General features: G+C 57.6%; 9 protein-coding genes. 4 read left to right on the forward strand and 5 right to left on the reverse strand.

Features of this window, described 5'->3' with window-relative positions:
• Nucleotides 1-125: 125 nt before the first annotated feature.
• The 5 genes from ACSQ8Y_RS09460 to ACSQ8Y_RS09480 form a co-directional block, all read right to left on the reverse strand.
• On the reverse strand, nucleotides 126-1,076 hold the full coding sequence (locus ACSQ8Y_RS09460) for a hypothetical protein (RefSeq protein WP_436266195.1): 951 nt from the start codon (nucleotides 1,074-1,076) through the stop codon (nucleotides 126-128).
• A 243-nt stretch (nucleotides 1,077-1,319) separates the two neighbouring features.
• Nucleotides 1,320-1,670, reverse strand: a complete 351-nt coding sequence (locus tag ACSQ8Y_RS09465) for a hypothetical protein (protein WP_436266196.1) — start codon at nucleotides 1,668-1,670, stop codon at nucleotides 1,320-1,322.
• A 134-nt stretch (nucleotides 1,671-1,804) separates the two neighbouring features.
• The gene (locus ACSQ8Y_RS09470) at nucleotides 1,805-2,155 is read right to left on the reverse strand and encodes a hypothetical protein (RefSeq protein WP_436266197.1); all 351 of its coding nucleotides are present in this window, start codon (nucleotides 2,153-2,155) and stop codon (nucleotides 1,805-1,807) included.
• 234 nt (nucleotides 2,156-2,389) lie between these two features.
• Nucleotides 2,390-4,273, reverse strand: a complete 1,884-nt coding sequence (locus ACSQ8Y_RS09475; protein ID WP_436266198.1) for an ATP-dependent nuclease — start codon at nucleotides 4,271-4,273, stop codon at nucleotides 2,390-2,392.
• Between the two features lie 214 nt (nucleotides 4,274-4,487).
• Complete coding sequence (locus ACSQ8Y_RS09480) at nucleotides 4,488-5,174, reverse strand: DUF6348 family protein (protein WP_436266199.1); 687 nt, start codon at nucleotides 5,172-5,174, stop codon at nucleotides 4,488-4,490.
• A 667-nt stretch (nucleotides 5,175-5,841) separates the two neighbouring features.
• Here ACSQ8Y_RS09480 and ACSQ8Y_RS09485 point away from each other — a divergent pair.
• The 4 genes from ACSQ8Y_RS09485 (at nucleotide 5,842) to ACSQ8Y_RS09500 (ending at nucleotide 13,531) form a co-directional block, all read left to right on the forward strand.
• Nucleotides 5,842-6,576: a hypothetical protein gene (locus tag ACSQ8Y_RS09485; protein ID WP_436266200.1), complete on the forward strand. Its 735-nt coding sequence runs from the start codon at nucleotides 5,842-5,844 to the stop codon at nucleotides 6,574-6,576.
• A gap of 199 nt (nucleotides 6,577-6,775) precedes the next feature.
• Nucleotides 6,776-7,693 carry an ABC transporter substrate-binding protein gene (locus ACSQ8Y_RS09490; protein ID WP_436266201.1) on the forward strand — a complete coding sequence of 306 codons (918 nt, stop codon included), beginning with the start codon at nucleotides 6,776-6,778 and terminating at the stop codon, nucleotides 7,691-7,693.
• A 169-nt stretch (nucleotides 7,694-7,862) separates the two neighbouring features.
• On the forward strand, nucleotides 7,863-9,023 hold the full coding sequence (locus tag ACSQ8Y_RS09495; RefSeq protein ID WP_436266202.1) for an ABC transporter substrate-binding protein: 1,161 nt from the start codon (nucleotides 7,863-7,865) through the stop codon (nucleotides 9,021-9,023).
• Between the two features lie 11 nt (nucleotides 9,024-9,034).
• The gene (locus ACSQ8Y_RS09500; protein ID WP_436266203.1) at nucleotides 9,035-13,531 is read left to right on the forward strand and encodes an EAL domain-containing protein; all 4,497 of its coding nucleotides are present in this window, start codon (nucleotides 9,035-9,037) and stop codon (nucleotides 13,529-13,531) included.
• The last annotated feature ends 68 nt before the right edge of the window (nucleotides 13,532-13,599 follow it).

Below are 13,599 nucleotides of genomic sequence, written 5' to 3' on the forward strand. Positions count from 1 at the left end.
GAAATCGAGGACGGCGGCATGCGGCACAAGAGAAAAAGCTCGCTATTACTCACACATCGTTAGGTCAAATTCAGAATAGCTTGACATTCAATGCAGCGTATCGCGTGACGCAGCATTGCGGTTCCCTAAACAAAAGACAAAATGGTTGGCAAATTCAGAGTATGAGCTGGAATCGAGTTCGCCATTACTTTAAAAGCATCAACCCTGGAGATCGATTGAATTTTTTTGACCATTAATGGAATCAGGGGGTCATGCTGAAATGAACCAAGCTCCTGTACTCCCAGTTGTGCAGTCAAAGTGATCGCAATAACTCCACCAACGTGTACAATTGATCGGGGATTACTCAATGCATTGGACACCATTGCGCCTACTTCACGTGGTAGACACGATAGAATCGAAGGTAGCACATTCAAGGGCATATCAAAAGAACCCGCAAAAGCCATGCCTTCAATCATTTCAGGCGACGCAGTAGCAGTAAGCACGCCTCCTGCGGTATGCCCAAGAGAGGTAATCCGTGCATCTATGAAGGTAAAATCATGGACCTGGTCAAAACCAGCGTTTTTCAGAAAAAAACCCAAGTCAGGTTGAAAAGCGCGATGACTGTGATTAAGTAACGCCACTGGAGAGAAGTGCTTGAGTACGTCATTCCAGCGATCGTTTATCTCAGCCATTTTTACGAGAAACACAGGGCCAGCTCGATCAATGTCGTATAGCACCAGCTCATGGCCGTTGCAAAGGGCATAGCTTTTAGTTCTAATTTCCGGGTGAATCGCATAGCTGAAAGCCTGTTCAACATGCTGAGATTGGACCACTGCTTCGGAAGGCCGTTTGGCATCCAATATCAAAATTGCTTGATCCTCATGAAATAACGTGTAGTCGGGGATCACTTGAATTTTCCGTTTTTGGCTTCCAATCATTACAAAAGGATGAGGCAGCGATTGGCTTCTCTGCATTCGCTGTTTTCCGGTTGGTTGATAACCAAGTTCCTTCAAAAGGGGGGATATCAAATCCTCCCGGACCGAGTCTTCTTTGTAGTTCGGATCGTTGAGTACGGTGAAATCGAAATTTTCAAACATTTAGATACCTAAAAGGGAAAAGACTGTCAATCATAATGTACAGCAGTCAAAATTTCATCCAACAGTTTGGCCTTGTTTAAGGGAGAGCACTCAGTTCAGCATCGGATCAACGTTCACGCTAACCCTAACCATCTTTACATCGGCGCGAATGGCCGCCGCTAGTCGATGTCGAACGAAAAAAATGCGCAGACTGTCACAACCGCCGAAATCAACCCTTTTCTGACCTTCGCAATTAAGCAATAATCAAATTTTCCCGGATTTACCACATAAATCACAGCGGGACTGTCTGCTGGGAGGGCCACCGCAATTCACATGGTTACTATTTTTCAAGCATATCGGATTAGCCTTAGGAGTTAATATCCCCTCAAGACTCGAAACAAATGCAAAAACCCTGATGCTATCGATATCGGTTTTTACTTGTTCAATAAATTTCGCAAATGAATCCGTGTCTACTTTATTTGCCAGGAGTGTTGGAACGACTTCTAACAAAATCACTATTGCTTCGGCCATTTTTCTTTTTGTAGCATGATCTTTAATCTCATTAAAGGCGCAAACGGCTTGATTAATGAGAGTATATGCGTGTCGAAATTCCATATTATTCGATATCCACTTAAAGTTGGGGGCTGTCAGCCGGTACACGGAGAAGTGCAGAAAAATTAGATCAGCTCTATTCTAGTGCAGTGAGGATATTTCAAAAATTGGCAACGTCTGCTCTTGGCCGTTTTTTGTCAACTGACATGTGTTGCGTGAGTGATTTTTTTCCATGCATTTAGATACGGTCGCAAAGATTCTTTTATGACGGACTCTTTGTTCACTTTGCGACTTACACCAAGTTGTTTTGAACTACCTTTCTCCGTCATTGCTTCTTTTTTCGTCATTATATAGAAGTGAGGTATATAATCGTATTCCGGTTTGAGATCGTCAGTTTCGCCGCTACCAGCAGCTACCTCTACTATTTCTTTCCTATCTACGATTACTATGACAATGAAATCATATCCCTTCTCAAGTCCAGCGATAGAGTTGTTAGTGCTTTCATTCCACAGTGTTGTAGTTTTAACCTGCACTCTCACAACCTTCATATCTCGAGCAATTACAGTGACGTCGAAATCATCCTGATTGGATTTAATAGCCGAATAAGCCTCAATCTTTAATTCAAATAATTTGCCAGAACTCGATATTCGCCATACTTTCCGATGTAATCAATTTTTTTAATATGTAAAAATATTCAACGGTTGCATTTGACCGAATGCCGTCACGCTATCCCTACAGGCAAGGTTCAGTGCTTTCTGCCAACAATCAGAATTACATCCCACCTAATAGCTGCCCATTGCTTTCGACATTATTTGTGCAAGCATAACCGGCACATTACCTGCTGCTTTCAGCGTCGCAGTCCGATAAGCAAGTTGATTCTTCGCCAAATCAATACCCGCAGCTGCTTCGACCTCCTTGCAGGCGGTATCCCATTCTGGCCAATTCGTTATGAGAAACTCCTCAAGGTGGTCTTCAAAGTTCGCAACTTGATCAGAAACAATCACAGGAGGAAAATCGACTTCCTCTAGACCAAAATATCTAAGGATTGCACGGTTTTGTTTTGCATGGTTGCTGCGCTCTTCATCTATTTTTTCCTGCTTCTTACCTTTTTCTTTAGCTCGAGCCTCGCACCCAGCATCAGCATCGAAAAGCGCATACGAAGAGATCCCGATCGAAGTCAGTATCGCGTGCGCCAAAGGAATCGAAGTCTTCCCCCCAACTGGGACGATCGCGATGCCGGCAGCTTCTAACGCACCAGGAGCCGATTTATCACCGATGCCGTGGAAGACCGAGGCTTCAGTAGTTCCTTCGACAAGCAAAGCACGGTGGGCAAATAACGCGACGGACAATTGACTAGCGATGATGCCATCAAGCTGACGCTCGACGGTCTCAGCATTGACAACCCCATCTAATTTTTCCTTTACATGCTCGACAGTGGCCGAGTGAATTGAAACAACGGGCGTATCTTCTGCCGATCTAGTTAGTCTTCTAACTTGGTTAAAATATCGAGCTTCGAGGAAGTAAGGGCTATGCGTCGCATAGGTCACCTGAATTCGCTTGCCAGCGTCCTCGGCAAGCGATCGCAAAACCTTCGCAAAGGTCTGTGCTTGAATAGGATGTTGGAAGAGTTCGGGCTCTTCAATCGCTATACAGATCACCCCGACTTCTGAAGCTGCACCTGATTGCGCAAGCAATTGCAGGGCCGAGATCAATAACGTCCGCTGAAAACCGTGTCCTTGACGCTCAACAGATGTTTGTGTGGAACCATCCAGAACCGCAACTTCAAACGTCATTTTAGGTGCTTTAAGTTCGATATTAGCTGGTGACACAGCGACCGCCCGCCCGGGGGAATAAGAATTCACGACTGCATTGAGCTTTGTCGTCATAGTCTCGAGCTGAGACTTAAACTTGTCCTCATACACTTTTTGCTGTAGCGCCCGCGATTCTTCAACAATTTTGGCAATCTCTTCATCAGCCGCAGCGCGATCTACTGAGCGCTCCAAAATTCGCCCTATGATACTCGACTTGCCATCAGTGGATTCCTCACTTGCACGAAGATCAGCGGTGACTAAAACAAAGTCGAAGAGTCCACTCATCTTGCCACCACTGTTGAACCCAAAGAAGTTTGTCTGAAGTGATTCAGGCGCGTCCGTTAGTAGATCTGTGTGCGCAGCCTCCCAGGCCGTCATTGCCTGCTCAATCGCCGCTGCCGTCGAGGCGCTCGGAAGATCCCATTCCTGCTTTTCGTTTCGCAGGCTTGAATACAGTTCCTTCTTCTCACCCGCAGTTCCAGCAGCTTTAATTGCATTAAAGCTCGTGAAGCTCTTTGCATTAGCGGACAGGACCTCTGATCCATCGGGCGCTCGACGCTTCCACGCAGTAAAGGTGGCAGCTCCTTCAGGAGCGTACTTGCCAAGCGCTTCCCTATCCTTATCTGTAAGGTCACTGAATGTGACCTGAACTTCTATGTTTTCGGTATCTGCGCCAAACGAGCAATCCTTCTCTGTCAATGATCCAGGCTTGCCGTTAAAGAACCAATCCAGTGCGCGAAGAACCGTCGATTTCCCGGCACCGTTTGGGCCAATAAAGGTCGTAACGGACTCAAAAGTAATCGATACATCTTTTAATGTCCTGAAATTCTTGATTTGAACAGATTTAATCTTCATCTCAGCATTCCTTCCCATTTTCTTGCTCTATTTTTTTTATTTGATAAACGACCAGCGATGCCGAAAAGATATTTAACAACTAGAACGTTATAGATTGGATCAGCTGCTGCCCTTTTTAAAATGGAGGAGAGCCATTGCTGAACGTCGGCTCCTGGCCGAACCTTGCCTCACGTTTCATTGCAGCTCTAATTTTTCCATCCTTTGGGACCATCGGCTAACTGGCGCGGAGAGCCACAAACAATCGGACGCTGTAGTAGCCCATACTGTCCGCCCATTGAACGCCTTCAAGACAGCGGGTTCCTGCCTCCCAAATTTCATTATCCTTTAATGCTTCAAATGTGCGTTGTCCAGCGACGTTGCAGAAGAAGAATCGAAACCAATGCAGGTTGCCCATCAGAGAGTCAAGTTTGATGACGTTCTCTAGTTGAGCGAATAAGTCAGCCGGTATGTCCGCTGTAACTCCTTCTGAGCCACGAGTCCCGAAGTTTCCTATAAATGCAGTGTATCGCCTCCCACCAATACTCCAGTCTTCCGTGGTTACTTGGGTTTCATCGTTCTGATTCCAAAGTGCAGCAAGCAGGACATAAAAGGAGTTAACGGTGAAGTTCGTCAGGGCATCGTTTAGACCAACTTCACCTTCGCCGATGCCTGCAAAGCACTCGTCAATCGTCACACCCTCTCTGACAAACGCTTGTACATCTAAACGCCCGCTCGATGAACCCGGGAACCACGTCGCTCTTAAGGCCGGAAGTTCAGAATTTGGAACAACCCAATCGTTGTGGGTCGTACACTCGATACCGTGCCCCTCGAACAAGCGAACAAGAAAGTCTGAGGTCCTAGGACTCGCAGATTCTGGGATGACCTGTTTCGCAGAAAATCGTCTAAGTAGATATCGCAGCATTTACCATGTAATGAAATTTTTCTGTCGCGTTTCGGGCCTGCCCGGCAGTGTAGGCGCGGACTGCATTTACTCAACCTCTACTCAAAGCCCGGGCAAACCGGAAGGGCTACTTCTGGCCGCATGCAGCCTGCAATATTTCTACATCGTGGATATCTGCTTTTGGCCGTGAAGAATCATTGCGGCGATGATATGGATTGAATAAACCGCTTTCCGCGCCCAGTTGCACGAAATTCCATCATCCCACCTCCCGTCATCGTAGTGTGCAACAATTGCCCTTGCCCCGGCAGATGCCCCATCATTTCTCACTTGTCCGTTCGACAGATTCAATCTCTATTCCTGCCCGCGAAAGTCCAAAGATAAGTTTCCCTGTAGCTTCGTACCCAGCTCCGGAGCGCAGGCACAGTCTCACGTGTCTAACTTGATGTTTTATTAAAATATTAACCATATCCACCGAACTGTAAACTATTCCAAGGGCGGTACTTATCTCAACTTCGCCAACCAGTACTTCTAAAACGTCTGCGGTCATTGTTCAATGCCTTCCGTGCGGATCTTCTCGCTGTACCGAGCGAGCGTCGAATTTGTCCGGACTCAGCATGGATTCCCGCTTTCGCGGGAATGACAGCTCGTGATCGGCTGCGCTGAGCATAGCATCTTGCCGTCTAGAAAAATGCGCGAATTGTCACAGTTCAGTCCTGCCTGCTTTCAGCAAGTCATTCCTGGACTGCGTTGCCATAATGGTAAAATATGGATCCCGTCATTTCACATCGCGTCCATGAAAAGAGATCGGAAGTTGCTAGCCGGTGCGGCCGTTTCCTTGCTGCTGCATGCCGGCCTGCTATTCACCCTCAACGCGCCGACTCATAAGGAGCCGCTGCCGGATGCTCGCCGCATGATGGTGTGGCTGATGCCGAAACCGCTGGCAGCGCCCGTGCCGCCGCCAGCGCTCATCCCGCCAGACGCGACCATCCTGCCCCGGCGGATGAGGAAACCACCCCCAACTGACATGGCCATCACGCCGCCGCAGCCGCCCGCTACCCGGGAAGCCCCCGCCGCCGCGCCTTCCACCGAAGCGGTGAACATCGCGCAAAAGCCCGTCGATATCCAACCGGACCCGTTCGCGTCCCCATCCGCGTCCGTCAAAGGCAAATTCGACGTCAACGCCGCCATGAAGTCGGCGCGCAAGCTGGCCACCGCCAAATCCACGAAGGACGACCCGCCCGTGGCGCAAATTTACGACAAACCGCTTTACGGCATGCCCAGCGACACCCCCCTCGGCACCGCCGTCGCCCGCACCGCGCGCGCAGACTGTAAAACGGCCGCCGCAGGCACGGGCATCCTGGCGCTGATCATCATTCCTGCCATGATACTGACCGACAAGAAGGACTCAGGCTGCAAATGGTGATGTATCAACATAAGTAAATACACAACATGCCTGGGAGCAGCTACCCTGCCCGTGTTACATTTTTGTGCGAAACTCCCGCCCAGCCAGTTAAACTGTTTCCTACTTGCAAATACTAGCTGCTATATTCGAGAAGCACGCCTTTCGGCCATCACACGACTTGCCAGACTTGGACTCACGCCACCGCCGAAACCTGATTGTATTGCTGCCGGCACTGTGCGCCGCGCTGCATTGCGTGCCTATCCTGGCGGCCACCAGTCCCGACGCGATCGCCGTGATCTTCCCCGACATCGGCCAGCCCCACCGCAAGATCTTCACCGAAATCCTGGAAGGCATCGAGGAGCACACCAAGCTGCGCGTGCGCGGCTATCCGGTGGCCGCCAATGCCGACTTCGCCGAACTGCAAGCCACATTGAAGCGCAACGGCGGCAAAGTGGTCATCGCGCTGGGCCGCCAGGGGCTGCAGGCAGCAAACGCCTTCGACAGCTCGACCGGGGTGGTGATCGGCGGGGTCAGCTCGGTACCGGACAGCGAACGCCTGCGCGGCATCAGCCTGGTGCCCGACCCTGCCCTGCTGTTCGCCAACCTGAAAAGCATGATGCCGGCGGTGAAGCGCGTCATCGTCGTCTACAGCCCGCAGGTCAGCCAGCACATGATCAAGCTGGCGCGGGAGGCGGCCCGTGCCAACGGCCTGGAACTGGTGGCGCTGGAAGCGCCCGACCTGGCCACGGCCGCGCGCCGCTATGAAAGCGCGTTCGCCTCGGCCGACGGCCGCCACGACGCGCTCTGGCTGCCGCCCGACCCGGTAACGGTGGACGAGTCCACCATCGTGCCGCTGGTGCTCAAGGAATCCTGGAACCGCAACGTGCCCATCTTCTCGAGCAGCATCCTGCACGTGAAGAAAGGCGCGCTGTTCGCCCTTTATCCCAACAATTTCGAGCTGGGCCGCGATCTCGCCACCTTGGCCCTGGGGGTGCTGAACGGCGAAAATCCCCGTCCGGGCATCACCCCGCTGCGCGCGGTGCGCATCGCTTTCAACTGGCGTTCCGCAGGCCACTTCGGGCTCACCGTTGCCGCTGGACAACAGCGAACTTTCGATTCCATCTTCCCCGAGCCCTGATTGCCTTGCCTTCGCCTCAACGCCTTACAAAGTTGTTAATTGTTTCCCAAAGAAATTAAATTTCTTTCTAATACACCAAGTACTTAGCGTATACTACCGGCAGTATTCTGGCCCCTGCGCGGCACTAGCTGGATGACGTAGTCGGCCTGGGGCAGCACCGGACAGCATAATGATTAAAACGACAATGAAGGCCGGCCGCCGCCTGCGCGCGGGCACGGTACTGCTAATGGCACTGGGGATGGCTTGGGTTCCGGCCGCGGTGGCCGCCGACCAGGGCGACGCCGACAACTACATCGAACTGCCCGGCGCCGGCGCGTCCGCCCGTTCCAGCGTTGGCGAGCTGATGGCGCGCATCGAATCCGGCAATTCGGGCAGCGCTTCGATTGCCGCACCGGCCTATGTGCGCCCCATCACCCTGGCCCAGCTGGAAGACCATCTGCGCCGTCCCGATGTCCAGGCCTCCATCGGCAAAGGCACCATCGCGGTGCTGTATCCGAACGTGGACGGCCAGTCCCGTTCCGCGTTCACCAGCATGATCCAGGGCATCGAGGAACGCACGCGGCTGCGCGTGCGCAGCTACCCGGTCGATCCCAAGGTCGATACGGCCGAGCTGAATGCCGCGCTCAAGCAAAACGGCACCAAGGTCGTCATCGCGCTCGGCCGCCAGGGCTTGAATGCCACCGCTGGCCTGGACCGCGAAATCACCGTGCTGGTGGGCGGCGTGCTGCTGCTGACCGATACCGACAACGTGGCCGGCATCAGCCTCACGCCCGATCCTGCCTTGCTGTTCGCCCGCCTGCGCGCGCTGCTGCCCGAACTGCGCCGCGTTGTGGTTGTCTACGACCCGCAGAAAAGCGACTGGCTGATCAAGCTGGCGCGCGACGCCGCGCGCGCCCAAGGCCTGGAACTGGTGTCCCACGTGGCCACCGACCTGTCCAGGGCCGCGCAACTCTATCCGCAAGTGATCGGCGCCGCCGACAGCCGGCGCGACGCGCTCTGGCTGCCGCACGACAGCACCACCGTCGAGGAAAGCACCATCCTGCCGCTGGTGCTGCGGGAATCCTGGAACAGCGGCGTGCCGGTGTTCTCGTCGAACATGCTGCACGTGAAGAAAGGCGCGCTGTTCGCCATGGCCCCCAACAATGTGGAACTGGGCCGCACGCTGGCCAGTTCGGCGCTGAGCGTGATCGCCGGCGAGAACAAACGCCGCAGCCTGACACCGCTGCGCGAACTGCAAACCGCCATTAATCTGCGCACCGCCAGCCATATGGGCCTGAACCTGGGCCACCAGCAGCAGCGCAGCTTCGACTTCGTATTCCCGCAGCCTTAACACGGTAGATTATGTTTCATAACTATTTGCGCCGTACCGGTTTTCGCCGCCAGCTGACTGTCATCGTCTCCGCCGCCATCCTGGGACTTGCGCTATTCTCGTCGCTCATGAACTCATGGGAAGCGCGCGGCCGCATGCGCGACCATTTCACCGAGCAGGGCCAGCGCATCGCCGACAACCTGGCGCGCCAAAGCACGCTGGCGCTGCTGTTCCACTCCGCCGAGAACGCGCGCGACGTGGTCAGCACCACGCTGGCCTTCCCGGACGTGGTGGGCCTGCAGATCAGCGACGCCAAACACAAGCCGCTGCTCTCGCAAGGTCCGCTCAGCGCCAAGCTGTCTGACATGAGCGCGGCGCAGGCCAGCCCCGCTCACGCCAGCCTGATGGGAGAAAACTCGGATGCCTGGCTGTTCGGCGCGCCGGTGTTCGGCGGCCAGACCGAGGCCTCGCCGTTCGATATGCAGGAGCAGAAGCCGCAGCTGCTCGGCTACGTCCACGTCCAGGTCGGCAAGGACACGCTGAACCGCCTCACCTGGTCTCTGCTGGTCGGCAACATGGCGCTGACGCTGTCCTTCGCCGTGATCCTGCTTGGCCTGGTGCGCCTGCTGACGCGCCACATGATCAATCCCCTCAACGCGCTGTCGAACCTGATGCGCCGCGCCGAGGCGGGCGAGTCGGGCATGCGCGCCGCGCCGGCCGGTCCGCGCGACCTGATCGAAATGGCGCTGGCCTTCAACAAAATGATGAACGTGCTGGAACAGCGCGAGGCCGAACTGAAGGAATCGCGCGACGCCGCCGTCAACATGGCCGAGATGAAGGCGCAATTCGCCGCCACTGTCAGCCACGAGGTGCGCACGCCGCTGAACGGCGTGGTCGGCATGCTCGACATGCTGAAGGAAATGCGCCTGACGCAACGCCAGCAGGAATGCGTGGACGTGGCATGGAACTCCTCGCGCACGCTGATCGACCTGATTAACAATGTGCTCGACTTCTCCAAGATGGACGCCGGCAAGCTCAGTCTGGAAGAGACAGACTTCGACCTGCGCAAGCTGCTGGAGGAAGTGATCGAGCTGGTGGCCCGGCCGGCCCAGCAAAAAGGCGTGGAAGTGGCGTATGCGCTGGCGCCCGGCGTCCCCGAGCGCATCACCGGCGACGCGCTGCGCCTGCGCCAGATTCTGATCAACCTGCTGGGCAACGCCGTCAAGTTCACCGAACAAGGCGAAGTGTCGCTGCGCGTGTCGGTGCATGCCGGGGTGGATTTCGGCCTCAGTTTCGAAGTGCGCGACAGCGGCATAGGCATGAGCCGCGAGGTGCAGCAGCACCTGTTCGAATCCTATGTCCAGCCCGACCCGTCCACCACCCGCCGCTACGGCGGCACCGGCCTGGGCCTGGCCATCTGCAAGCAACTGGTGGGCCTGATGGGCGGCGAGATCAGCGTGAGCAGCACGCCGGGCAGCGGCACCACTTTCCTGGTGACGGTGTGCTGCCGGCCGGCGCTCACCCAGCTCAGTTTCGAAGCCGATCCCGCGCTGGCCAATGTGCGCGTGCTCGCCATCGACGAGAGCGAAACGGTGCGCACCTTCCTCAAGCATGCGCTGGTGCAGCAGAACATGGCCTGCTACCTGAGCAGCTGCGGGCGTGAAGCCATGGTGGAGCTGAAGCAGGCCGCCGAAGCGGGCCAGCCCTACCACGTGGTCATCATGAACCTCGGCGCCACCGACGACCAGGGCGCCGACGTCGCCGAACGCATCGCCGCTGCCGGCCTCGCGCCGCACCTGCTGCTGCTGGACCGCCACGGCGGCACCGTCCACGCCGGCGGCACGGCGGGCAGCCACGCCGCTGCCGGCAGCCATCCCGTGCTGGCCAAGCCGCTGCGCCAGGCGCGCCTGCTCAACGCCCTGCACGAACTGCTGGCCGGCCACGTGGACAGCGAACCGCAGCATCCGCAACAAGGCGGCTCCCTGCCCGCGCGCCAGTTCCGCGTGCTCGTGGCCGAAGACAACCGCACCAACCAGATGGTCGCCGCGGGCATGCTGGCCATGAACAACTGCGTCTGCGAATTCGCCGCCAACGGCCGCGAAGCCGTGGAGGCCGCGAAGCGCTCGCGCTTCGACCTGATCCTGATGGATTGCAGCATGCCGGAGATGGACGGCTACGAAGCGACCGCCCACATCCGCGTGGCGGAAGAAGCCGCCGGCCTGCGCACGCCGCTGGTGGCGATGACCGCCAACACCCAGCGCGGCGACGCCGAGAAGTGCATGGCGGCCGGCATGGACGACTACCTGGCCAAGCCGATCACGCTGGTCGAGCTGCGCCACAAACTGCAGAAATGGCTGCCGCACGGCGGCGAGGCCTACGGCGAACGCGCGCCGGGCGCGCAGGCCCAGTCCGGAAACCCGGGCGCGTCGGGCCTGTCGGGCTCGAGCGCGCCGCCGGCCGACACGCTGGAAGCGCCGCCGATCGACATGGAAGTATTCGGCAAGCTGCGCGAGATCCTCGGTTCCGCCCTGGCGCACGCCGTCTCGCCCTACCTGGAAGATTCACCGGTCTACTTGAACGAGCTGGAGCAGGCTGTGCACAGCGGCGACATCGACACCGCGCGCGCCCGCGCCCATGCGCTGAAGGGCTCGTCCGGCAACCTGGGCGCCAACGAACTGGCGCGCCTGGCCCAACAGATCGAAGAACTGGCGATCGAGCGCCGTCTGGGCCACATCGCGCCGCTGCTGCCGACACTGCGCGCCATGTACGGCACCGTGGCCGGCTTCCTCAGCGCGGAAATGAACGAGGACGGCCAGGAAACCCATATCCCGCAAGAGGAACTGGCCTCGGTGCTGGTGGTCGACGACGACCGCAGCACCCGCAGCACGCTGCGCTACACCTTGCAGCGCGACGGCTTCCAGGTCGAAGAGGCGTCCGACGGCGTGCAGGCGCTGGCCATGCTGAAACGCTTCCAGCCCGACGTGATCCTGATGGACGCGGTGATGCCGGTGATGGACGGCTTCACCGCCTGCGCCCGCCTGCAGGAAATGCCGGGCGGCAGCTCGATCCCGGTGCTGATGATCACCGCGCTGCAGGACAACTCCTCGGTCGAGCGCGCCTTCGCGGCCGGCGCCAGCGACTACATCCCGAAACCGATCCACTACGCGGTGCTGTCGCAGCGCGTGCGGCGCATCATCGAGGCCAACCGCGCCGAGAAGCGCATCCGCCACCTGGCTTATAACGATCTGCTGACCGGCCTGCCGAACCGCACGCTGTTCTTCGAGCTGCTGGCGCAAGGCATCCAGCAGGCCGGCGCCGACGGCAACCTGCTCGGCGTGCTGTTCATGGACCTGGACCGCTTCAAGTACGTCAACGACAACCTGGGCCACGACGTCGGCGACCGCCTGCTGGTGGCCGTGGCGCAGCGCGTGCGCCACAGCGTGCGCAATGTCGACACCGTCGCGCGCCTGGGCGGCGACGAATTCACCGTGGTGCTGGGCGATCTCGACGGTCCGGCGGCCGCGGCCACCGCCGCGCACAACATTTGCCGCGTGCTGGCCGCGCCGTTCCAGATCGACGGCCACGACATCTTCGTCACCAGCAGCGTCGGCATCGCCATGTACCCGCACGACGGCACCGACGTCGCCACGCTGGTCAAGCACGCCGACAGCGCCATGTACCGCGCCAAGAAAACCAACACCGGCTTCCAGTTCTACGAAGCGTCGATGGAGCAGTCGATCTCCGAGCACGTGCGCCTGGAAAGCGATTTGCGGCGCGCGCTGGAGCAGGAGCAGCTGGAAGTGTATTACCAGCCGCAGGCCAGGCTGGAGGACGGGCAGATCATCGCCATGGAAGCGCTGGTGCGTTGGCGCCATCCGACGCGCGGCATGGTCTCGCCGGTGGAGTTCATCCCGCTGGCCGAGGAGACCGGCCTGATCAATCCGCTCGGCGACTGGGTGCTGCGCACCGCCTGCGCCCAGTTGCGCAGCTGGATACAGCAAGGCTTGCCGCCGCTGCGCGTGGCGGTCAACCTGTCGGTGCGCCAGCTGCTGCAGAAGGAATTCGCCGCCACGGTGGAAGCCGTGCTGGCCGACACCGGCCTGCCGCCGCACCTGCTCGAACTCGAGATCACCGAGAGCACGCTGATGGAAAACGCGCAGGACACGCTGAAAGCGCTGCACCGCCTGCGCAGCCTGGGCGTGCGCCTGTCGATCGACGACTTCGGCACCGGCTACTCCTCGCTGTCCTACCTGAAGCGCTTCCCGGTCGACATCATCAAGATCGACCGCTCCTTCGTGCGCGACGTGCCGATGGACGCCGACGACGTGGCCATCGTCACCGCCATCATCGCGCTGGCGCACAGCCTGCGCCTGGAAGTGGTGGCCGAAGGCGTGGAGACCGAGGCGCAGCTGAACTTCCTGCGCGGCCGGCACTGCGACCTGATGCAGGGCTACCATCTGAGCCCCGCCATCCCCGCCGAGCAGTTCGCCGCGCTGATCCGCCAGCACGAACAGACCGTGCGCACGTAGGGCTGGTTAGCCGTCAGGCGTAACCCGCCATGAGCCGCTGCGGCGCTTGGCGGCTTACGGCATTCGCC

It is taken from the genome of Pseudoduganella sp. LjRoot289 (assembly GCF_964252925.1).
Classification (GTDB): Bacteria; Pseudomonadota; Gammaproteobacteria; order Burkholderiales; family Burkholderiaceae_D; genus Rugamonas.

Coding starts and splice junctions, on each gene's coding strand:
- ACSQ8Y_RS09500 (WP_436266203.1), top strand. CDS start 9,035: ATGTTTCATAACTATTTGCGCCGTACCGGTTTTCGCCGCCAGCTGACT.
- ACSQ8Y_RS09495 (WP_436266202.1), top strand. CDS start 7,863: ATGATTAAAACGACAATGAAGGCCGGCCGCCGCCTGCGCGCGGGCACG.
- ACSQ8Y_RS09480 (WP_436266199.1), bottom strand. CDS start 5,174: ATGCTGCGATATCTACTTAGACGATTTTCTGCGAAACAGGTCATCCCA.
- ACSQ8Y_RS09460 (WP_436266195.1), bottom strand. CDS start 1,076: ATGTTTGAAAATTTCGATTTCACCGTACTCAACGATCCGAACTACAAA.
- ACSQ8Y_RS09485 (WP_436266200.1), top strand. CDS start 5,842: ATGCGCGAATTGTCACAGTTCAGTCCTGCCTGCTTTCAGCAAGTCATT.
- ACSQ8Y_RS09475 (WP_436266198.1), bottom strand. CDS start 4,273: ATGAAGATTAAATCTGTTCAAATCAAGAATTTCAGGACATTAAAAGAT.
- ACSQ8Y_RS09470 (WP_436266197.1), bottom strand. CDS start 2,155: ATGAAGGTTGTGAGAGTGCAGGTTAAAACTACAACACTGTGGAATGAA.
- ACSQ8Y_RS09465 (WP_436266196.1), bottom strand. CDS start 1,670: ATGGAATTTCGACACGCATATACTCTCATTAATCAAGCCGTTTGCGCC.